Source organism: Ramlibacter sp. (assembly GCA_019635435.1).
GTDB lineage: Bacteria > Pseudomonadota > Gammaproteobacteria > Burkholderiales > Burkholderiaceae_C > JAHBZM01.
This window is the reverse complement of sequence record JAHBZM010000001.1, coordinates 2,328,520-2,349,085: the sequence shown is the minus strand read 5'-3', so window position 1 is coordinate 2,349,085 and position 20,566 is coordinate 2,328,520. Positions and strand designations below refer to the sequence as shown.

General features: G+C 67.5%; 17 protein-coding genes. 2 read left to right on the top strand and 15 right to left on the bottom strand.

Annotated elements, in window-relative coordinates:
* Positions 1-2: 2 nt before the first annotated feature.
* From KF796_11380 to KF796_11315, 14 genes are all read right to left on the bottom strand, one after another.
* The gene (locus KF796_11380) at positions 3-2,897 is read right to left on the bottom strand and encodes a 2-oxoglutarate dehydrogenase E1 component (GenBank protein MBX3587233.1); all 2,895 of its coding nucleotides are present in this window, start codon (positions 2,895-2,897) and stop codon (positions 3-5) included.
* A 199-nt stretch (positions 2,898-3,096) separates the two neighbouring features.
* Entirely contained in the window at positions 3,097-4,809 is a 1,713-nt protein-coding gene (gene soxB, locus KF796_11375; GenBank protein ID MBX3587232.1) for a thiosulfohydrolase SoxB, read from the bottom strand.
* A gap of 15 nt (positions 4,810-4,824) precedes the next feature.
* On the bottom strand, positions 4,825-5,469 hold the full coding sequence (gene soxX / locus KF796_11370) for a sulfur oxidation c-type cytochrome SoxX (protein MBX3587231.1): 645 nt from the start codon (positions 5,467-5,469) through the stop codon (positions 4,825-4,827).
* 19 nt (positions 5,470-5,488) lie between these two features.
* Entirely contained in the window at positions 5,489-6,286 is a 798-nt protein-coding gene (soxA, locus tag KF796_11365; protein ID MBX3587230.1) for a sulfur oxidation c-type cytochrome SoxA, read from the bottom strand.
* A gap of 74 nt (positions 6,287-6,360) precedes the next feature.
* Positions 6,361-6,672 (bottom strand): thiosulfate oxidation carrier complex protein SoxZ, encoded by a 312-nt coding sequence (gene soxZ / locus KF796_11360; protein MBX3587229.1) that lies wholly within the window; start codon positions 6,670-6,672, stop codon positions 6,361-6,363.
* 10 nt (positions 6,673-6,682) lie between these two features.
* On the bottom strand, positions 6,683-7,153 hold the full coding sequence (soxY, locus tag KF796_11355; GenBank protein MBX3587228.1) for a thiosulfate oxidation carrier protein SoxY: 471 nt from the start codon (positions 7,151-7,153) through the stop codon (positions 6,683-6,685).
* A gap of 163 nt (positions 7,154-7,316) precedes the next feature.
* The gene (locus tag KF796_11350; GenBank protein MBX3587227.1) at positions 7,317-8,462 is read right to left on the bottom strand and encodes a c-type cytochrome; all 1,146 of its coding nucleotides are present in this window, start codon (positions 8,460-8,462) and stop codon (positions 7,317-7,319) included.
* Positions 8,446-9,777 carry a sulfite dehydrogenase gene (soxC, locus tag KF796_11345; protein ID MBX3587226.1) on the bottom strand — a complete coding sequence of 444 codons (1,332 nt, stop codon included), beginning with the start codon at positions 9,775-9,777 and terminating at the stop codon, positions 8,446-8,448. Before soxC ends, KF796_11350 begins: the two co-directional genes overlap by 17 nt.
* Entirely contained in the window at positions 9,777-10,151 is a 375-nt protein-coding gene (locus tag KF796_11340) for a winged helix-turn-helix transcriptional regulator (GenBank protein MBX3587225.1), read from the bottom strand. The genes soxC and KF796_11340 overlap by 1 nt, the downstream gene beginning before the upstream one ends.
* A gap of 137 nt (positions 10,152-10,288) precedes the next feature.
* A complete protein-coding gene (locus tag KF796_11335; protein MBX3587224.1) occupies positions 10,289-12,184 on the bottom strand; it encodes a propionate--CoA ligase in 1,896 nt (631 codons plus the stop codon).
* A 109-nt stretch (positions 12,185-12,293) separates the two neighbouring features.
* Positions 12,294-12,899 (bottom strand): isochorismatase family protein, encoded by a 606-nt coding sequence (locus KF796_11330; GenBank protein MBX3587223.1) that lies wholly within the window; start codon positions 12,897-12,899, stop codon positions 12,294-12,296.
* A gap of 83 nt (positions 12,900-12,982) precedes the next feature.
* The gene (locus tag KF796_11325) at positions 12,983-14,212 is read right to left on the bottom strand and encodes a diguanylate cyclase (GenBank protein ID MBX3587222.1); all 1,230 of its coding nucleotides are present in this window, start codon (positions 14,210-14,212) and stop codon (positions 12,983-12,985) included.
* A 105-nt stretch (positions 14,213-14,317) separates the two neighbouring features.
* On the bottom strand, positions 14,318-14,761 hold the full coding sequence (locus KF796_11320; GenBank protein MBX3587221.1) for a response regulator: 444 nt from the start codon (positions 14,759-14,761) through the stop codon (positions 14,318-14,320).
* Positions 14,733-17,387, bottom strand: a complete 2,655-nt coding sequence (locus KF796_11315) for a PAS domain S-box protein (GenBank protein ID MBX3587220.1) — start codon at positions 17,385-17,387, stop codon at positions 14,733-14,735. The genes KF796_11320 and KF796_11315 overlap by 29 nt, the downstream gene beginning before the upstream one ends.
* A gap of 207 nt (positions 17,388-17,594) precedes the next feature.
* Here KF796_11315 and KF796_11310 point away from each other — a divergent pair, with 207 nt between their 5' ends.
* The gene (locus tag KF796_11310; protein MBX3587219.1) at positions 17,595-18,683 is read left to right on the top strand and encodes a response regulator; all 1,089 of its coding nucleotides are present in this window, start codon (positions 17,595-17,597) and stop codon (positions 18,681-18,683) included.
* 37 nt (positions 18,684-18,720) lie between these two features.
* Positions 18,721-19,368 carry a response regulator transcription factor gene (locus KF796_11305; protein ID MBX3587218.1) on the top strand — a complete coding sequence of 216 codons (648 nt, stop codon included), beginning with the start codon at positions 18,721-18,723 and terminating at the stop codon, positions 19,366-19,368.
* Between the two features lie 12 nt (positions 19,369-19,380).
* Here KF796_11305 and KF796_11300 read toward each other — a convergent pair whose 3' ends face one another.
* The gene (locus KF796_11300; GenBank protein ID MBX3587217.1) at positions 19,381-20,499 is read right to left on the bottom strand and encodes a PQQ-dependent sugar dehydrogenase; all 1,119 of its coding nucleotides are present in this window, start codon (positions 20,497-20,499) and stop codon (positions 19,381-19,383) included.
* Between the last annotated feature and the right edge of the window lie 67 nt (positions 20,500-20,566).

Below are 20,566 nucleotides of genomic sequence, written 5' to 3'. Positions count from 1 at the left end.
CGTTATTTCGTGAGCACAAAGCCCTTGAGCTTGCCGAACGCGCCGTCCACCAGGTTCTTCTGCTGCTCCTGGTGCAGGTGCGAGTAGCCCACGGCCGGCGAGGCCGAGGCGGCACGGCCGGAGTAGCCCAGCTTCTGGCCCTCGGTCATGTTCTCGTGGATGTAGTGCTGCACGAAGAACCAGGCACCCTGGTTCTGCGGTTCGTCCTGGCACCAGACAATGTCGGCCGCGTTGGGGTACTTGCGCAGCTCCGCGGAGAAGGCCTTGTGCGGGAACGGGTAGAGCTGCTCGACGCGCAGGATCGCCACGTCGTCAATCTCCTTTTCGTCGCGCTTCTTGGCCAGGTCGTAATAGACCTTGCCCGAACAGACAATCACGCGCTTGACCTTGTCGGCCTTCTTGTTGACCGCTTCCTTGTGCTCGGGAATCACGGTCTGGAAGCCGCCCTTGGTGAACTCGGACAGTGGCGAAGTCGCGTCCTTGTTGCGCAGCAGCGACTTGGGCGTCATGATGATCAGCGGCTTGCGCAGGTTGCGCACCATCTGGCGGCGCAGCACATGGAAAATCTGGCTGGCCGTGGTGGGCTGAACCACCTGCATGTTGATGTCCGCGCTCAGTTGCATGAAGCGCTCCAGCCGCGCCGAGCTGTGCTCGGGGCCCTGCCCTTCATAGCCGTGCGGCAGCATCAGCGTGATGCCATTGACGCGGCCCCACTTGACCTCGCCTGACGCGATGAACTGGTCAATCACCACCTGGGCACCGTTGGCGAAGTCGCCGAACTGCGCTTCCCAGATCACCAGGGTGTTGGGATCGTTGGAGGCATAGCCGTACTCGAAGGCCAGCACGGCTTCTTCTGACAGGATGGAGTCGATCACCACGAACGGGGCCTGGTTGTCGGCCACGTTCTCCAGCGGCGTGTAGGTGCCGACGTCAAACTTCTCGCGGTTCTGGTCGTGCAGCACGGCATGACGGTGCGTGAAGGTGCCACGCCCGCAGTCCTCGCCCGACAGGCGCACCGGGTAGCCGCTGGCCACCAGCGAGGCAAACGCCATGTGCTCGCCCATGCCCCAGTCCACGTTGTTCTCGCCCCGGCCCATGGCGGCGCGGTCGTCCAGCACTTTCTTGACCAGAGGATGCACGGTGAAGCCTTCGGGCACCACGGTGATCTTCTCGGCCAGGCGCTTCCACTCGGCCAGCGGAATGGCGGTGTCGGCCGCATCGGTCCACTTCTTGTTCAGGTAGGGGCTCCAGTCGACCGCGTACTTGCTCTTGAAGTTGGTGAGCACGGGGTCGGAGGTGTTCTTGCCCGCGTCGAAGGCCGCGCGCTGGGCCTTGACCATGTCGTCGCCCAGCGTGTCGCCAAAGCCCTGGGCCGCCAGCTTGTCGGCGTACAGCTTGCGCGTGCCGGGGTGGGCCGCGATTTTCTTGTACATCAGCGGCTGGGTCAGCGACGGTGTGTCCTGCTCGTTGTGGCCCAGCTTGCGGAAGCAGATGATGTCGACCACCACGTCCTTCTGGAACTCCATGCGGAAGTCCAGCGCCAGCTGGGTGGCCAGCACCACGGCCTCGGGGTCGTCGCCGTTCACGTGCAGCACCGGCGCCTCGATCATCTTCACGATGTCGGAGCAGTACAGCGTGGAGCGGCTGTCGCGCGGGTCACTGGTGGTGAAACCGATCTGGTTGTTGATCACGATGTGCACCGTGCCACCCGTGTGGTAACCACGGGTCTCGGCCAGCGCCAGCGTTTCCATGACCACGCCCTGGCCCGCGAAGGCCGCGTCGCCGTGCACGATGACGGGCAGCACCTGCTTGCCCATGGGGTCGCCGCGGCGGTCCATCCGGGCCCGCACCGAGCCCTCCACCACCGGGTTGACGATTTCAAGGTGCGACGGGTTGAACGCCAGCGTGAGGTGAACCGGGCCGCCAGGCGTGGTCACGTCGGAGCTGAAGCCCTGGTGGTATTTGACGTCGCCGCTGGGCAGGTCTTCGGGCGCGGTGTGGTCAAACTCCGCGAACAGGCTTGCGGGGAGCTTGCCCAGCGAATTCACCAGCACATTGAGCCGGCCGCGGTGGGCCATGCCGATCACGATCTCCTGCACGCCGCGCGCGCCGGCCAGGTTGATCAGTTCGTCCATGGCCACGATGAAGCTCTCGCCGCCTTCCAGGGAGAAGCGCTTCTGGCCCACGTATTTGGTGTGCAGGAAACGCTCCAGGCCTTCGGCCGCGGTGAGTCGTTCCAGGACACGCTTTTTCTGGTCGCCATTGAGCCTGGGATTGGTGCGGGCACTCTCCAGCTTCTGCTGCCACCAGCGCTTGTGGTTCTGGTCGGTGGTGTACATGTACTCCGCGCCCATGGTGCCGCAGTAGGTCTCGCGCAGGGCATTGAGCAGGTCGCGCAAGGACATGGTCTCCTTGCCGAAGAAGGTGTTGCTGGTGTTGAACACCGTCTCGAGGTCGGCGTCGCTGAAGCCGTAGAACGAGGGCTCCAGTTCGGGGATCACCGGGCGCTCGGCGCGCTTGAGCGGGTCCAGGTCGGCCCAGCGGGCGCCCACGTTGCGGTAAGCTGCGATGAGCTGCTGGACGGCGGTGCGCTTGCGGCCCAGTTCGGAGTCGGCGCCGCTGGCCTGCACCACGCGCGTGGTGCCCTGCTTGGCGCGCTCGGCGAAGGCATTGATGACCGGCAGGTGGGGAACGTCGCGGGCGTCGGTGCCGTCGGTGGCGGGCACATGCTGCAGCGCGTCGAAATACGAACGCCAGTTGTCGGGGACGCTGCCGGGGTTGGCGAGGTAGTTTTCGTACATCTCCTCGACATAGGGCGCGTTGCCGCCGAAGAGATAGGAGTTGCCCTGGTAGGACGTGTAGACAGACGCCGATGACGGCGTCGATTGATCGCTCATATTCCGCTGACCTCCGTTTCCCTGCGGGAAACATTAGCTGGTTGACAAACCTTCCGCTGCACGGCTGAACCGGTTGGCGGATGCGACTGTGGCTGGGGAAGGGGCCTAAGTACAGGTGTGATTGTGCCACCGAATCAAGCTCGGCACCAGCGCGCGGCTGCGAACGACCGTTCGCCCGCGTGTCCAGGACGGCCGGATGTCAGGCCAGGCCGGGGTTGCCCTGCATGCCAGGCAGGGCCGGCGTGTTGAGGGTGGGCGCCTTGATGGTCCCATGGGCCCTGAACCAGGTCTCCATGACATCCCAGATGGGCGGGCCCGCGTTCTTGCTGGCCTCGGCCACGGGGGCCCAGCCGGCCACCTTGTAGGTCTTGCCGGCCTCCAACGGGCGCCCGTTGAGCCGCATGTCCTGGATGCGGCTGCCCATGCTGGCCAGCGGGTCACAGGTGTAGCTCAGGCCGCCCACGCGCACCATGTCCCCGCCCTGCTGGTAATACGGGTCGGGGTTGAACAGGTTGTCGGCCACGTCTTCCAGAATGGTCTTGATGGTCTCGCCCGAGAGGTCGCTCAGCGTGGTCCAGGGGTAGGTGATGGCCGTCTGGTCCATCAGGTGCTCGCGGGTGAGGGTCTGGCCCGGCAGCAGCGAGGTGCCCCAGCGGAAGCCAGGCGAGAATGCGATTTCGGCGCCACGCACTTCCATCAGCGCGTCCACGATCACCTGGTCGAAGGTGCCATTGAAATTGCCACGCCGGTACAGCAGGCCCTCGGTAGTGGCCAGAGGGGCCTCGAGCCGGGCCTTGAAAGGCGCACGCACCCGCTCGATCAGCGCGCTCATGTCGCGGTCGGCCGGCAGCAGGTCGGCAAACACCGGCAGCAGCCGGTACTGGAAGCCGGTCACCCGCTTGCCCCTGACGTCCAGGTCAAGCACGCCCAGGAACTTGCCGTTGCTGCCGGCGTTGGTCACCAGCGTCTGGCCGCCCGGGTTCTTGACCACCACGGGCACAGGCACGCCGTCATGGGTGTGGCCGCCCAGGATCGCGTCGATCCCGGTCACGCGCGAGGCCAGCTTCAGGTCCACGTCCATGCCGTTGTGGCTGAGCAGCACCACGGCCTGCGCGCCCTTGGCGCGGGCCGCGTCCACCACCGCCTGGAGCTCTTTCTCCTGGATGCCGAAGGTCCAGTTGGGCACCATCCAGCCCGGGTTGGCGATGGGGGTGTAGGGAAAAGCCTGGCCGATGATGGCCACGGGCACGCCATTCATCTCGCGCAGCGTGTAGGGCTTGAACACCGGGTCCTCGAAGTCCCGTGTCTTGACGTTCTGGGCAAGAAACTCGATGCGGCCCAACCGCTTGTCCACGATGTCCTTGACCCGGGCCTCGCCATAGGTGAACTCCCAGTGCGCGGTCATCACGTCCACGCCCAGCAGCTGGCAGGCCTCGACCATGTCCTGGCCCTCGGTCCACAGCGCGGTGGCGCTGCCCTGCCAGGTGTCGCCGCCGTCCAGCAGCAGCGCCCCGGGGCGCGAGGCCCTGAGCCGCTTCACCAGCGTGGCCAGATGGGCAAAGCCGCCCACCTTGCCGTACTGGCGCGCCGCCCGCTCGAAGTCCAGATAGGTAAAAGCATGGGCCTGCGGCGAGCCGGCCTGGAAGCCGGCCGCCTTGAGCAGATGCTCACCGACCAGGTGCGGCCATTGCCCCTGCATGCTGCCGATGCCCAGGTTGACCGAAGGCTCGCGGAAATACACCGGCATCAACTGGGCGTGGCAGTCGGTCATGTGCAGCAGGTGCACATTGCCCGACCGGGGCACATCGTAGGTCAGCGCGGCCTGCTGGGCGGACGCCTGCCTGGCCAGGGGAAAGCCCGAGGCCATGGCCGCCGCCAGCACGCTCGCGAATTCGCGGCGGCTGAGGTTCATGCTTTGAGAATCCGGTTACTGGTTGACCGGCGACTTGGGGTCCAGCAGCAGTGCCATCACGTCACGCAGCTGGCTCTCGTCGAGGATACCTGCATGGCCGAAGCGCGGCATGCCCGAACAGGCGTTGAACGCCTTGGCGTTCCACAGCTTGCTCCAGGTGTATTCCACGATGGGCTTGCTGGCGGGCGAGGACGGATCGGTCACGCCGCGCAGCTTGCCGTAATGGTAGAGGCTGGGGCCGATGGAGCCGAATGACAGCTCTTCCTTGCTGATCTGGTGGCAGTTGTAGCAGCTGCCGCCATTGGCATCGCCGGGCTTGTCGGTCCAGGTCAGGCCACGGCCGTTCTGGGCCAGCTTTTCGCCGGCCTTCCAGTCGCCCAGGAACTTGCCATCGGAGGGCATCTTGACGGTTTTGAGGTTGGCCGCCTCGATGGCCTGCGCCAGCTTGGGTTCCAGCGGCTCGCCCTGCGATTCGGAGCAGGCGCGGTTGGACTCGTCCAGTTCCAGGCGGTCGAGCTTGGCGATGCCTTTTTCGGTGAACGACGACTTCAGGATGCGCTGCGTGGCCTCCTCCACCTGCTGCGAGGTGGGCGCCATGGCGCAACCGGCCAGGGCCACGGCGAGAGCGGTCAGGCCCAGATGCTTGTAGGTTGTTTTCATGTGAGTGCTCCTGCTGGGTTCAACGCTTGAGCGCCGGTGCGGTCGAGATGCCGCCCTTGCCGTTCACGCCCATGAACACGCCAAGGGCGATGGTGGCGTCTGACGCAAAGCCGGGGTACGGGAAGCGCTGCTGGCGGTAACAGTCGTTCAGGCGGCGCTGCATGCCCCACAGCGTGCCGTTGGACACGCGGTAGGCGGGCCAGGCCCCAAAGCCATTGCCGGCGCCGGGGTTCTTGGTGAGGTTGGGCAGGTCTTGCAGGCGCACGCGCTTGTCGTCGGCGCCGTGGCAGGAGGCACAGGCAAAGTCGTAGGGGCCGCCACGCATGTAGAAGAGCTTCTTGCCTACTTCGTACATCAGCTTTTCCTCGGGGTGCGACTGGGGCAGGTTGAATGCCATGTCACGCGATTCGCCGGAGATGTAGGCCACCAGCGACTCCAGGGTCTTCTGCTCGCCCTTGCCAAAGCCGGTCTTGGCAATCTCGGCGGCGTTGAAGCCCTGCAGGGTTTCCATGCAGGTCAGCAGGCGCGATTCGAGGTCCTGAACGCGCTTGGTGTCGGGGAAGTAACGCGGCAGCTCCACGAACGCTCCCTTGACCACGCCCGGACCCTTGCCCAGGTCGCACTGCTCGAGCGAGGCCTTCCTGGGGCCACGGGCTTCCTTCCAGATGCCCTCGCCCTTGGCTTCATAGAGTTCGGCCGGGTTGCCGTCGGCCAGCATGGCGCGGTACTCGGCAATGCCTTCGGCCGTGGTTTTCTGGGCCGCGGCCGCCAGCGGCAGCGCGCACAGGGCCGCTAGCCCCAGCAAGTTCCATTTCATCGCGTTCTCCTCTTGTTGTCTGAGTGTCTGAGCCGTTGTGAGAGTCACAAGGGGGCGGCCCCGGCCGCCCCGCTTCAGGAAATGACCGCTTCGTCGGTGCGCTTGTCGCCGCGGTTGTCCACCCAGCTCACGGTGACTTTTTCGCCGGCCTTGCCGCCCTTGAAGCTGAACTGCATGTAAGGGTTCTTGGACACCGCCGTTCCCCACTGCGCGCTCATCACGGTCTTGCCGTTGTGGGTGGCGCTGATGTTCTGGATGAACCAGGCCGGAATCACCTTGCCGGCCGCATCCTTGCGCTGGCCGCTTTCCATTTCGTGGCTCACGAGCACACGCACCGTGACCTTGTCGCCTTGCGCCTGCGCGCGAATCCGCATGGGATCTGCCATGACTTTCTCCTTAACCGCCGCAACCGCCAAGGGTCACTTTGACTTCCTTGGCACTGTAGAAAAACTTGTCGCCGACCTTGGCCACCGCATAGACATGCGAGGACTGGCCCATCTTGACGTTGGTGGCGACGTTGGCGTCGGTGCCCTCGGGAATGTCGAACACCGCGGCCAGGGCGTTGGGGTTCTTCTCGACCACGAAGGCGATCGAGGTGGTGCCGGGCAGGTTGCTCTGCGCGCCAATGCGCACCACGCTGCCGTTCTCGGCGATCTCGGGCGCGGCCAGCACCACGTCCTTGCTTTCGGTCGGCGCGGCGCCGCCCATGGCCTTGACCACGTCGTTCAGGGACTTGGCCTCGAAGGCGGCCTTGTTCCAGCTGGCGCCCGCCTGGGCGCGCGACACCGCGGGCACCAGGCCCGCGGAAGCGGCAAGGCCGAGCGCCACGGCGCCCGAACTCTTGCGCATGAAATCACGGCGTTCGATCATGAGCAGGTCTCCGGTGAAACTGCCCGCGTGGGCAGCGATTGAATGCGAGCACTTTGAAACATGGCTTCTCCTTGGATGGACTGACGGGATTGTAAGAACACAAACGGATCGGGGTCATGGGCCTTACCCTGAAACCCCTGGGGGCAACGTGGCGCGGGGCTCATGGCGCGGCGCCCCCGGCCAGCCAGCGGGCCACGCGCTGGGCGTCGGCCTCGGTGATGGACTGCGCAGGCATGGGAATGGAACCCCAGACGCCCTGCCCGCCCGACCTGATTTTTCCGGCCAGATAGGCCGCCGCATCGGCGCGGCCCTGGTAGCGCCGGGCCACGTCACCGAACGAAGGGCCCACCAGCTTGCTGTCGATGGCGTGGCAGGCCACGCAGACATTGGCCTGCAGCACGCCGACCACGTCGGCGGCCTTGAGCGGGCCCGCGGCCGACCCGCCGTCTGCTACGGTTTTGCTAGCAGAAGAGGCCCGCCCCTCCTGGACTCCAGGCACTTTTGGCTCCGAAGGCGCGGTTTCGGTGCCGCGCGTGGGGCCCAGCGGGCGGTTCTGGTCGGCCAGGTTGCCGTGGGCGTTGCGCGCATAGGCCGGAATCAGGCTGGCCACATGGGCTTCGGGGCGGCAATTGCGTATGCAGGCCGAGCCCTGCACATCGGGCCGCGTGGTGCCGCCAAACTCCGGCCCGGGCCACAGCGCGTGGGCCGTGGTCATGCCGTTGCGGTTGGGCAGCCGCTGCTGGGTTTCGCGCATGTTGCGGTCTGACAGCGTGAAGTCGGCGGGCACGATGTTGCCCAGGTTCAGCAGGTAGGCCAGCACGGCATACACGTCATCAGGCGCCAGCGACTTGGGCGCCGTCCAGGGCATGGCGCGGTTGATGTAGTCCCACAGCGTGGACAGCTGCGACACCTTCATGAGGGTGGTGCGGGCCGGCGCGTTGGCGCCGGGTTTCAGGCTGGCCACATGCCCGGTCTCGATGTCCCTGGGGGTGGTGGAGCCCACCAGCGGCATGAACACGTCGTTGCTTTCGCCAAAGGTCCCGTGGCACGAGGCGCACTGGGCCTCCCAGACCTGCTCGCCGCGCTTGACGCTGCCCTGCCCGGGCGGCAGGCCCTTGAGGTCGGGCCGCACGTCGATGTCCCAGGCCTTGACCTCGGCCGGCGTGGCCGTGCGGCCCACGCCCTCGAAACGGCTTTGCGCCGCGGCGGCGGCGGCCCCACCCATCAGCAAGGCGGCGAGCAGCAGCGGCGCGCTCCGCCCCAGTAGGCCGCAGTCGGCCCGGATGATCTCAGGAGAGCTGGACATTTTTGACCTCGCCGCTCTCTTCCACGAGCCAGGTCTGGATCGCGTTGTTGTGGTAGATGCTGCGCGTGCCGCGCACGCGGCGCAGTTCGGCATAGTTGGGCTGGATCTGGCCGGTGTCGTCGGTGGCGCGGCTCATCAGCAGCGCGGGCTTGCCGTCCCAGTTCCAGTCGCAGTTGAATCGGGTGAGGCACTTGGACAGCACCGGCGACTCCAGCCGCGCGGGCCGCCAGTTGCGCCCGCCGTCGACCGACACGTCGACCTTCTTGATGGCGCCGCGGCCGCTCCAGGCCAGGCCCGTGATGTTGGTGAAGCCCTTGTCCAGCAGCATCTGGCCGCCACTGGGCGAGGTCACCACGCTCTTGACCTCCTGGATGCTGGTGTACTGGCGGTGCTGGCCGTCGGGCATGAGGTCGATGTAATGGACGGTCTCGTCCTTGGTGGCATAGGGCATGTCGCCCAGCTCGATGCGGCGCAGGTACTTGATCCAGCTCACGCCCTGCACGCCGGGCACCACCAGGCGCAGGGGGTAGCCGTTTTCGGGGCGCAGCATCTCGCCGTTCTGGCCCCAGGCCACCAGCACCTCGCCGCTCATCACCAGGCTCATGGGGATGGTGCGCGTCATGCCCGAACCGTCAGCGCCCTCGGCCAGCACGAACTTGCCGCGCTTGAGGTCGGCGCCGCACATCTCCAGCAGCGTGCGCAGCGGCACGCCGGTGAATTCGCTGCACGACAGCATGCCGTGCGTGTACTGCACGGTGGGCACCGACACATTGCCCCACTCCATGCCGGTGTTGGCGCCGCATTCGATGAAATGCATGCGGCTCACGGGCGGCAGGCGCATCAGCTCGTCCATGGTGAAGACCATGGGGCGCTTGAGCATCTTGTCGTCGCAGCCGTTGACCATGAGCCGGTGCTGGCTCGGGTCGATGTCCCACCAGCCCTGGTGGTGCCGCTCGAAGTGCAGGCCGCTGGGCGTGATGATGCCAAACAGGCCCTGCAGCGGGCAGAAGCTCACGCTGGCCTGGCTGACCCGGGTCAGGCCCGGGCTCTCGCGGCGCTGCAGGTTCTTTTCCCAGGTGCTGGGCAGGCCGTAGCCGCGCGCGGCCACCGCCTGGCCCAGCGACTTGCTGTGGCCCGGCAGGTTGAGGATGGCCGGGTCGCCCGCGCCCACGGGGGCGGGGGCCTGCGCGGTCGCCGCGCCCGCCGCTGAAGCAAGGGCCGCCGCCAGAAAGCCACGCCGGCCACGCTGCACGTCGGCGATCTGTTCGCGGCTCAGGAAGTTTTCCGGGGCGCGCCGGATGAAGGGATTGATCATCAGATCACCGCCCGCCCCACCAGGCGCTCGGCCGGTGGCAGTTGCAGGGGCTCGTCCACCTCGATCGCGATCTGCGTGCAGACCGCGCGGCACAGCGTCACGGCCTTCTCGCTCTGCACGCGGTAAATCACCTGGGTGCCTTCCTTGCGCTTGGCCAGCACACCGCTGCGGTACAGCACATTGAGGTGCTGCGACAGGTTGGGCTGGGTGGTGTCGATTTTTTCGAGCAGCTGGGTGACCGAGCGCTCACCGTCGCACAGGGCGCTGAGGATGCGCAGGCGCATCGGCGTGGACAGCACGCCGAACAGCTCGGCCGCCAGCTCGAACACGCGGCCCGAGGCGGCCGCATCGCTGGCATGGGTCAGAGGTTCCATTTTCTTCATGCAAATATAAGCAATGAATGATATTAAACCTCCGCCAGCCCGGAGCCCCCATCAGGGCTTACCCTGAAGGGCGCCGGATTGCTATCAAATCGCTAGCGGGAAGTGGCCGCCAGTCCTGGACTCCAGCCCTATTTGGCCATCAAATCCCGGATCTGCTGCAGCGCGGAAGGATCTTCGATGGTGGTGAGGTCGCCGGCGTCGCGGCCCTCGCACACGGCCTGGATGGCGCGGCGCAGCAGCTTGCCACTGCGGGTCTTGGGCAGCAGCGTGACAAAACGCACCCGCGCCGGCCGGGCCACGGCGCCGAGCTGGCCATCGACCTGCTTCATGATCTCGCCCTCGAGTTTGAGCAGGGCCGCGTCGTCGGTCAGCGCCGAGGTGTCGCGCGCCACCACAAAGGCCATGGCCACCTGGCCCTTGAGCGCGTCGGCCACGCCCACCACCGCGACCTCGGCCACATTGGGGTGGCTGGAGATGCTCTCCTCGATCTCGCGCGTGCCCAGCCGGTGGCCCGCGACGTTGATCACGTCGTCGGTGCGGCCCAGGATGTAGAAGTAGCCGTCCCCGTCGCGGATGCCCCAGTCGAAGGTGGAGTACACCAGCTTGCCCGGGATGCTCTTCCAGTAGGTGTTGACGAAGCGGTCGTCGTCGCGCCACACGGTCTGCATGAAGCCCGGCGGCGTCGGCCCCTCGATCACCACCACGCCCTTCTCGTTGGCACCGGTCAGCTCCTCGCCGGTGCTTTCATGCAGCAGCTTGACGTTGTAGCCGTACATGGGCACGCCCGGGCTGCCGAACTTGCTGGGCATTTTTTCGACGCCGTTGGCCACCGTGAGGATGGGCCAGCCGCTCTCGGTCTGCCAGTAGTTGTCGATGATGGGCACGCCCAGGCTGTCGCTGATCCAGCGGCCCGTGGGCTCGTCCAGCGGCTCGCCCGCCAGGAACAGCGCGCGCAGGCTGGACAGGTCGTACTTCTTCAGGAACGCCGGGTCCTGCTTGCGCAGCACGCGCACCGCGGTGGGCGCGCTGAACATCACGGTGACCTTGTACTTCTCCACCAGGCTCCACCAGATGCCGGCGTCGGGGCGGATCGGCAGGCCTTCGTACAGGATGGTCGCCATGCCGGCGATCAGCGGGCCATAGACGATGTAGCTGTGGCCCACCACCCAGCCGATGTCGCTGGTGGAGAAATAGGTTTCGCCCGCGTTGCCGCAGAAGATGTGTTTCATGCTCGCGGCCAGCGCCACGGCGTAGCCGCCGGTGTCACGCTGCACGCCCTTGGGCCGGCCCGTGGTGCCACTGGTGTAGATGGTGTAGCTGATGTCGCTCGCGTCCAGCCACTCGCAGGGCACCTGGGCGCCCCGGTGCTGCTCACCCAGGCCGGTCCAGCCATGGTCGCGGCCGGGCTGCATGCTCATCGGCGCCATGCCCCGGTTGACCATGAGCACAGCCTCGGGCTTGTGGCTGGACAGGCGGATCGCCTCGTCCAGCAGCGGCTTGTAGGCCACCACCTTGCCGGCGCGCGAACCCGCGTCGGCGCTCACGATCAGGCGCGGCTGCGCATCCTCGATGCGCGAAGCCAGCGAGACGCTGGCAAAGCCGCCAAACACCACCGAGTGAATGGCGCCAATGCGCGCGCAGGCCAGCATGGTGAACGCGGCCTCGGCAATCATGGGCATGTAGACCAGCACGCGGTCGCCCTTGCGCACGCCCAGGGTCTGGAGCATGGCCGCAGCGCGCTGCACCTCGGTGTGCAGTTCGCGGAAGGTATAGACCTTTTCCTCGCCGGTTTCGCTGGACACGTAGATCAGCGCGGGCTGGTCGGCACGGTCCTGGAGGTGGCGGTCCACCGCGTTGTGGCACAGGTTGGTGGTGCCGCCCTTGAACCAGTGGGCAAACGGCGGGTTGCTCCAGTCGCAGACCTGCTGGGGCGGCGTCTGCCAGTCGATCAGCCGGGCCTGCTCGGCCCAGAAGGCGTCGCGGTCCTCCAGCGAGCGCCGGTGGAAGTCTGCGTAGGTGGTCATGCCCTGTCTCCAGTCAAGAATTCATTGCTTCTGAATTCATAATTATTCATGACGGGCTTGCTGCAAGCTGACTGGCACGGGCCGCCCTGCCCGGCTGTCGCCTGCCGGTCTACTTGATCAGCGCCTGTACGGCCTTGAACTCAGGGTGGTCGGCCGCGGCCAGCCACTCAAAGGCCACCATTTCGGTGGTCACCAGTTCGGCGCCCGCGCCGGCCAGCCGGTCAAACGCCCCATCGCGGTTGCGCTCGGTGCGCGAGGTGCAGGCATCGGTCACGACCCAGACCTCGAACTCCTCGCCGATCAGGTCCAGCGCGGTCTGCAGCAGGCAGACATGGGCCTCGCAGCCCGCGATCACGACGGTGTTGCGGCCCGCAGCCGGCGCCGGCGCCTTCTGCAGATGCCGGGGCAGGCTGCGCGCGTTGCCGCCCTGCTGGGGACGCACCGGCGGCTTGAGCCACTCGCCCAGGCCGTCGGCCACGGCGCTGAAATGCACCTTGGCCAGGGTGCGCGTGCACAGGGCGCGCAGTTCGGCGTCGTTGTCGCCCAGTTTGTCGGGGCTTTGCTCGGTGCCCCACACGGGCACCCCGAGCAGGCGCGCCATGCGGGCCAGCCGAACGGCATTGGCCAGGGCCTGCGGGCCCTCGTGCAGGGCGGGCATGAGGCGGCGCTGGTAATCGACCAGCACGAGTTGGGAGTCTTCGGCGTCCAGCAGCATGGGGGTTCCTTCGCGGCTGATCATAAGCGCCGCCCTGCCGGGGTCCCCCATCCGGGCCAGCCCCGGGGCCGGCCGCGCGCGGGTCAGCGGGTGTAGACCAGCGGCACCGGCATGGTGGCCGGGGTGGCCAGCATGCCGTGGCTGCGGCGCGCGGGCAGCGGCGCGGGCGCGGCCCTGGCCACCGCAGCGGCACTGGCCAGTGGGGCCGGCCGCGAATGGCGCTCGCGTTCGCGCGTGAGGTATTGCTGGCGGCTGGCCTCCAGGCTGCGGCGCTTTTGCAGGTCGCGGCGGATGGCTGCCAGGGACTCGCCCAGCGAGCCGTCATCCAGGCTGACCGCGTCCACGATGAAGTCGGGCACCACAACGATCTCACTGTCACCCACGTCATATTCCAGGCACCCCGAGCGGCCCAGCACGCGCCCGATGGCCTGGGTCGCCTTCTGGCAGTTCATGGCGGGCAACAGCAGCGTGAATTCGGTGGGCGCAGTGCGCGCGACCAGGCCGCGCTCGCCCGCGATGGCATGGAGCTTGCCAATCAGCCGGGCCAGGACCTTGCGGCTGGTGGCCGAGCCGTAGATGGCGCGCACCTCGTGCAGGTCGGCGCAGTCAAACATCACCAGGCTGGCGGGCTGGCGCTCGCCAGCGCATTCGGCCAGCAGTTCACCGCCGTGCGCCAGGAAGCCCCGCTCGTTGTAAAGGTCGGTGGACGCGTCGAGCAGGCTTTGCTCGATCACCTCGTCAGGCCGGCGCATCGCCACGCCAAACCGCATGGCCACCACGCCCGGGAAAATGGCCAGAAAGCCCAGGGGCGCCGCCAGCTCATCCCAGCTGGCGCGGCCAGTCTGCCAGGCCGATGCCAGACAGGCCAGCACGCTGGCCGCCACCAGGCCCATGGCCCAGCCGGGCTTGAGCATGAAGGCGTAGTAGAGCACCGTGATCGACATCCAGAAGAAGAACAGGCCCCCGGGGCCCTCCGCCCCTCCCTGGACATAGGTCTGCAGGCCGTAGGCGCCGGCCACCAGCGCCATGCCGCGCAGGAACACCTCACCCTGGTGATGGGCCGGGCGAGCCTGGCACCAGCGCGCGATCAGCGCCGCGTAGGCCACGAACAGCCAGGCGGCCACCGTCTGGCTGAGGACCGCGGCGGCGATCCAGGCGGTGTACAGCGCGATCGAGCCCGCGATCCACGGCTCCAGACGGCGCAGGTTGAAGGAAATCGTGTCACGCGCTCCACCGTGCCGCGCGCGTGGCGTGTCACTGCCGGGGCCCTTGCGGGTCTGGCCGGGAATCTGCGTCTGGGTGGTACTGCTCATGGTCTGCCCCTGTGGTGCTGCGCCTTGTAGCGCCATGGGGGTCATGAGACCATGCCACAGGCCCGCGCCACTAGGGCGTTCGCCTTTGAGGCTTAGGAAATTTGCCTAAGGGGCGGACTTGAGCGGCTCGTGCACCAGCAGCCAGTAGACCTGCAGGCGCTGGACCTGCTCGATGAAGTGGCCAAAATCCACGGGCTTGCGGACATAGCTGTTGGCTCCGTTGCGCAGGCTGGCAACGATGTCTTCCTCTTCGCTGGACGAGGTGAGGATCACCACGGGCACGTAGCGGGTGCGCTCGTCGTCGCGGATCCGGCGCAGCACCTCGATGCCCCCCATCTTCGGCAGCTTGAGGTCCAGCAGGATCAGCGCCGGCACCTCGCGGGTGTCGCGGCCTTCGTGGCGCCCGGTGCCAAACAGGTAGTCCAGGGCCTGCAGCCCGTCATCGACCACCACCACCTCGTTGAGGACGTTGTTCTCGGCCAGCGTCATCAGGGTCAGTTCCTGGTGGTCGGGGTTGTCCTCAACCAGGAGAATCCGGCTGTTGTTCATGGGGATGGCCCTCCTTCAGGGTGAATTCAAAAACCGCGCCCTGTCCTGGCGCTGATTGGGCCCACACGCGCCCGCCGTGGCGGCTCACGATGCGGTGCACGGTGGCCAGGCCGATGCCGGTGCCCTCGAACTCCTTGTCGGAGTGCAGGCGCTGGAATGCCTGGAACAGCTTGTCGCGGTAGGCCATGTCAAAACCGGCGCCGTTGTCCGCGACGAAGAACACCGCCTGCCCGTCGGCATCGCGCCGGCTGCCAACGCGGATCAGCGGCCGGTCAACACCGCAGCTGAATTTCCAGGCATTACCCATGAGGTTCTCGAGCACCACCGTGAGCAGGCCCGCATCGCCGTGGCAGGTCAGGGCCGGCTCGATCTCGACCTGCACGCAGTGCTCGGCAAAGCGCGCGCGCAGGCGCTCGGCGATCTGGTGGGCCCGCGCCGAAAGGTCCACGCACTCCGCGCGCAAAGGCGCGCGGGTCACCCGCGCGAGCGAGAGCAGGTCATCGATGAGCTGGGCCATGTGGCCCGTGTTGTCACGGATGCGGTTCAGGTAGTGCATCGCCTTGCCGTCCAGCTGGTCCGCGTGCTTTGACAGCAGCGCCTTGCCGAACCCGTCGATCACCTGCAGCGGCGCGCGCAGGTCGTGCGAAACCGAATACGAGAACGACTCCAGCTCCCGGTTGGCCAGCGCCAGATCGCGGGTGCGCTCGGCCACCCGCTGCTCCAGCGTGTCGTTGAGCTGCTCCAGGGCCTGGCGCGCCTGCACGCGCCCGGTCACGTCGTGGGCCAGCACCGTGCGGGCGCGGCGGCCATCAAAGTCCAGCGCATGGGAGGAGATTTCCACCAGGATCGTCTCGCCGCCCTTGCGCAGATGGCGCCAGACGCGCGATGAATCCGACTCGCCCTGTCGCACCGCGATGTGGTCGCGCAGGTCCGGCACCTCGTCCGCGGGCCGGATGTCTTCCAGGGTCATGGCCAGAAATTCCTCGCGGCTGTAGCCGTAGTGCTGCACCGCCGCGTCATTGACGGTGAGGAAGCGCAAGGTCTGAAGGTCATAGACCCACATGGGATGCGGGTTGGCCTCGAACAGGGTCCGGTAACGCTGTTCACTGTCGCGCAGCGCTTCCTCGGCGCGGTGAGCCGCGGTGATGTCAAAGAACACCAGCACGCAGCCCGCCGGCTGGCCCATGGGGCCCGCCAGCGGCCGTGCACTGGCCTGGATGACTTTCTCCACGCCGCCGGTCCAGGCGCCGCGCGACAGGTAGCGCTGCCGGCTCACCCGTTCGCCGCGCAGGGCACGCGCCGTGGGGCGCCGCCAGGCCGGCATCAGCGTGCGGCCGTCGGGCTCATAGAAGCCATATTCAAGCGCGGAAATATCGAGCGGGTCCTTCTCGCGGTTGATGCGCGCGATGCCGGGCGCGATCTGCAGCGCCGCCGCGTTGAAGTGGATGTAGTAGCCGCGGTTGTCGGCCACCAGCACCCCTTCATCGAGGCTGTCGAACACCGAGGTGAGCAGGTTCTTCTGCCCTTCCATCTCGGCCAGCGCGCCATCGCGCTCGACGGCTCGCTGGATCAGCGAGCGCGCCATGCCGTGAAAGCGCTGGTCCAGCTCGTCGAGCTCGCGGATCCGGTGCGGCGTGGCGCGCGCATCGCGCGAAAGCTCCTCGCGCTGCAGGTCATCCACCCGGCGCAGCAGCCGGCTGATGGGCGCCACCAGCACGCGGTCGCCAAACGCCCAGGCCGCCGCCGCCCCCAGCAGCACGATGGCGAGCAAGGCTCCCAGCTGCAGGTACAGCCGCTGCACGGTGGGCGCCAGCACCTCCTCGCGCAGCATCGTCGCCGACACCAGAATCCGGCCCTCGCGCGGATGGCCGACCTGGCGCACGGCAATCAGGCGCGAGGGATCGCCGCTGTTGCCCGCCAGGCGCGGCGCCGCGCCGGCCAGCCCCATGGCCTGCAGCAGCGGGGCCAGCACCGCACCGCCGACAGGCGCCGCCTCGCCGCCGGCGGAGGCCAGCACGATGCCCGCGCCATCGGTCACGAACAGCGAGATGCCCGGGGGCGTGGCCAGCTTGCGCAACTGCTCATCGGCGCGCCGCAGATCCAGCGCCAGGAAAATGACGCCCCGCAGCGACTTGTCCTCGCGAAACACCGGCATCGCAAAGGCCAGCGAAGGTTTGCCCGTGACCCGCCCGATCTGGTAGTCGCCGATGGCGAATTCGCCGTTGGCCATGGCCCGGCGAAAGTAGCCGCGGTCCGCCACCATGACCGGCCGCTGGTCTCCCGCGGCCCGGCAGTTGAGCCGGCCCTGCAGGTCTAGCAGGCCGAAATTGGCATAGCGCGGATAGCGCTCGCGCAGGTCGCGGAAATACTGCTCGCACTCGCGCGGATCATCACGGTACACCGGCGGTGCATAGGCCACGGCGGTGAGCATCTGGCGAGCGCCCTCGATCAGCTGCTCCTGGTAGGCCGCGGCAAGGTCCACCAGCGAATGCAGGCCGGCTTCGGCGCGCTCGATGCGGTGCTTCTGCTCGGCCAGCGAGGATTGGATCACCACCCCGAAAACCGGCACCACCGCAATCAGCACCAGCAGTATCAGGGCCGTGCGAAGCCCGAACGTCCTTGTCATTGAGGTCCCTGTCATCACCGGGCAATCCGCCCGCCCTGGCGCCACGGTTCTGCTGCCCGCGGTCACCAGCCATCTCACGACGCCAGCCTGTAGTTTGGCTGTTGCCGGTCAAGTGTCAAGGCATTGCGGCCCGCTGTCCGCTTGCCCACAAGATGGGCGGGGTCTAAACTGTGACCGCTTACCTATTTGGTTTCACCTTTATTCCACGTGTCCTCTTCCTCCCCCCTTCCCGAAATCCGGCTGCTGTGTGTCGAAGACAATCCGGACGACGTGGAGTTGATGGAGCTGGCGCTGGAGCGGGCCGACCCCGACCGGCGCTACCTGCTGCGGCGGGTCGACGAGGCCGACACCTTCGTGCAGGCGCTGGATGAACCGTTTGACGTCATCCTGTGCGACTACAACCTGCCCCAGTTCTCCCCCTATGCCGCGCTGCAGTTGCTGATGTCGCGCCGCTGCACCGTGCCCCTGGTGGTGGTCACGCGCGCCATTGGCGAGGACGCCGCGGTCCACGTGCTGCGCTGCGGCGCCAAGGACTACCTCACCAAGGACCGCTTTGCCACCCTGCCCCAGATCATCGACCGGGTCATGGACGAGCGCGCCCGCGCGCAGGAGCAGGAGCGCCTGAGCAAGGAGCTTGAAGCCGCCTACCTGCGGCTGCGGCGCCTGTCGGCGCGGCTGGTGGTGGCTCAGGAGCGTGAACGCACGCTGATCTCGCGCGAACTGCATGACGTGCTGGGCCAGACGCTCACCGGCATGATCATCCACCTGCACGCGGCGCGCGGCGCCGGTGACGCCGCGGCCGCCTCGCGCTTCACCGAGACGGCCATGCAGATGGCCCAGGAGGCCGTGGACCAGGTCAAGACCCTCTCGTTCGCGCTGCGCCCCGCGCAGCTGGATCTGCTGGGCCTGGTGGCCGCGGTGCAGCACGCGACGCAGCGCATCGCCGAACCCTCGGGCCTGGCCTGCGAGGTGACCTCGCGCGGTGAAGAACCCAAGCCGCTGCGCGAGACCGCCTCGGTGGCGGTGCGGCTGGCGCAGGAGGCCCTGACCAACATCGTGCGCCACGCCCGGGCCTCGCGCGTGGCGGTGCGCCTGCGCTTTCTGCCCCGGGGCCGGCTGAGCCTGGTGGTGGCCGATGACGGCGTCGGTTTTGACGCCGCCGAGGTGCTGGGCGGCCAGCCCAGTGAGCGCAACGTCGGTTTGTACGGCATGATCGAGCGCACGGAACTGGCCGGGGGGCGCTTGCGCATCCGCACCCGGCCGTCCCGCGGTGTGGTGGTCAGGGCCGTGCTGTAGACCACCGGGGTCCGGACAACGAGAGGGGGAAAAAAACATGCAGAACACCGAAGCGGCTACGACGGTTCGCATCGTGCTGGCCGACGACCATGACCTGGTGCGCTCGGGCATCAAGGCCCTGCTGTCCATGATCAAGGGCGTGGACGTGATCGGCGAAGCGCGCGACGGCCAGGAGCTGATCACGCTGGCCGAGCACCTGTCGCCCGACATCGTGATGACCGACATCTCCATGCCCGGCATGGACGGGATCGCCGCCATCTCGCACCTGCACCTGACGCGCCCCGAGATCCGGCTGCTGGTGCTGTCGATGTACGACACCGTGGACTTCGTCAAGCGCGCCGTGTCCAGCGGCGCCTGCGGCTACCTCATGAAAGACGCCCCCCCTTTTGAGCTGGAGCAGGCGGTGCGCAGCGTGATGGCGTCAGGCAGCTACTTCAGCCCCGTGATCGCGCAGCGGCTGCTGCAGCCCTCGGAGCCCACGGCCGCCGACGAGCTGACCGAGCGTCAGGTCGAGATCCTCAAGCTGATCGCGCAGGGCCGGGCCTCCAAGGAAATCGCCTTTGAACTCGGCCTGAGCCCCAAGACCGTGGACGTGCACCGCTCCCGCATCATGGAGCGCCTGCACCTGAGCGACGTGGCCAGCCTCACGCGCTACGCGGTGCGCAAGGGCCTGATCAAGCCCTGACGGCCCGCGCGCTCAGGGCAGCAGGCGCAGCAGCCGCCCGCGGTCGCTGTCGGTCAGCAGGTACAGCAGGCCGTCGGGCCCCTGGCGCACGTCGCGCACGCGGTCCCCGATCTCGATCCGGTGCTCACGCAGCACCTTGCCGCCGGCCAGCTCGATGCGGTCCAGGTAGCCAAACTTGAGCGAACCCACGAACAGGTTGCCGCGCGGCGCCGCGCCATAGCGCTCGCTGGTGAGAAAGGCCATGCCCGAGGGCGCGATCGATGGCACCCAGTAATGCAGCGGCTGCTCCATGCCGGCCTTGGCCGTGAGGCCCTCGCCGATCTTGCCGCCCCCGTACTGCTCGCCCCAGGTGATCACCGGCCAGCCGTAGTTCAGGCCGGCGCGCGGCAGGTTGATCTCGTCGCCGCCCTGCGGTCCGTGCTCATGGGTCCACAGCGTGCCGTCGGGCGCCAGGGTCGCGCCCTGCATGTTGCGGTGGCCGTAGCTCCAGATTTCGGGCAGCGCCCCCGCGCGGCCGGTGAACGGGTTGTCGCGCGGCACCGAGCCGTCCTTGCCCACGCGCACCACCTTGCCCAGATGGTTGTCCAGCTTCTGCGCGTCGTTCATGCGCTGGTAGCGCTCGCCCAGGGTGAGGAACAGCGTGCCGTCGCGGGCCTCGACGATGCGGCAGCCAAAATGCGCGCGGCTGGCCACCTTGGGCCGCTGGCTGAAGATGACCTGCACGGCCTCCAGCCGCTGCCGGTCGCCCGACAGCCGGGCGCGCGCCAGCGCGGTGCCGTTGCCGCCCTCGCCGGCCTCGGAAAAGCAGAAATACAGGGTGCGGTTGTGCTCGAAATCGGAGTCAATCACCACATCCAGCAAGCCACCCTGACCGCCCGCGTCCACGGCCGGCAGGCCCGCGAGCGGCGCGCCGGCCTGGCCATCGGCCTCCAGCACGCGCATGCGCCCGGGCCGCTCGGTCACCAGAAAGCGCCCTTGGGGCAAAAAAGCCAGCGCCCAGGGGTGCTCCAGCCCCTGCGCCACCGTCTGGGGCCGGAAGCTCTGCGCCCCGGCCGGTCCGGCCATCAAAGTTGCTACCAAAAAGAGAGCAAGGAATGTCCGACTGGCTTGGACTACAGGCACTTTTGTCATGAAACCCGACTCCTCGGTGAAGTTTGGACCGGACTGGCGCGGCCCCAGGCCCCACTCTAAGCGAGCC

Excerpts from the sequence above, each read along its gene's own strand:
- KF796_11380 (MBX3587233.1), bottom strand. The coding sequence starts at position 2,897 with ATGAGCGATCAATCGACGCCGTCATCGGCGTCTGTCTACACGTCCTAC.
- soxB (MBX3587232.1), bottom strand. The coding sequence starts at position 4,809 with ATGAACCTCAGCCGCCGCGAATTCGCGAGCGTGCTGGCGGCGGCCATG.
- soxX (MBX3587231.1), bottom strand. The coding sequence starts at position 5,469 with ATGAAAACAACCTACAAGCATCTGGGCCTGACCGCTCTCGCCGTGGCC.
- soxA (MBX3587230.1), bottom strand. The coding sequence starts at position 6,286 with ATGAAATGGAACTTGCTGGGGCTAGCGGCCCTGTGCGCGCTGCCGCTG.
- soxZ (MBX3587229.1), bottom strand. The coding sequence starts at position 6,672 with ATGGCAGATCCCATGCGGATTCGCGCGCAGGCGCAAGGCGACAAGGTC.
- KF796_11350 (MBX3587227.1), bottom strand. The coding sequence starts at position 8,462 with ATGTCCAGCTCTCCTGAGATCATCCGGGCCGACTGCGGCCTACTGGGG.
- soxC (MBX3587226.1), bottom strand. The coding sequence starts at position 9,777 with ATGATCAATCCCTTCATCCGGCGCGCCCCGGAAAACTTCCTGAGCCGC.
- KF796_11340 (MBX3587225.1), bottom strand. The coding sequence starts at position 10,151 with ATGGAACCTCTGACCCATGCCAGCGATGCGGCCGCCTCGGGCCGCGTG.
- KF796_11335 (MBX3587224.1), bottom strand. The coding sequence starts at position 12,184 with ATGACCACCTACGCAGACTTCCACCGGCGCTCGCTGGAGGACCGCGAC.
- KF796_11330 (MBX3587223.1), bottom strand. The coding sequence starts at position 12,899 with ATGCTGCTGGACGCCGAAGACTCCCAACTCGTGCTGGTCGATTACCAG.
- KF796_11325 (MBX3587222.1), bottom strand. The coding sequence starts at position 14,212 with ATGAGCAGTACCACCCAGACGCAGATTCCCGGCCAGACCCGCAAGGGC.
- KF796_11320 (MBX3587221.1), bottom strand. The coding sequence starts at position 14,761 with ATGAACAACAGCCGGATTCTCCTGGTTGAGGACAACCCCGACCACCAG.
- KF796_11315 (MBX3587220.1), bottom strand. The coding sequence starts at position 17,387 with ATGACAAGGACGTTCGGGCTTCGCACGGCCCTGATACTGCTGGTGCTG.
- KF796_11305 (MBX3587218.1), top strand. The coding sequence starts at position 18,721 with ATGCAGAACACCGAAGCGGCTACGACGGTTCGCATCGTGCTGGCCGAC.
- KF796_11300 (MBX3587217.1), bottom strand. The coding sequence starts at position 20,499 with ATGACAAAAGTGCCTGTAGTCCAAGCCAGTCGGACATTCCTTGCTCTC.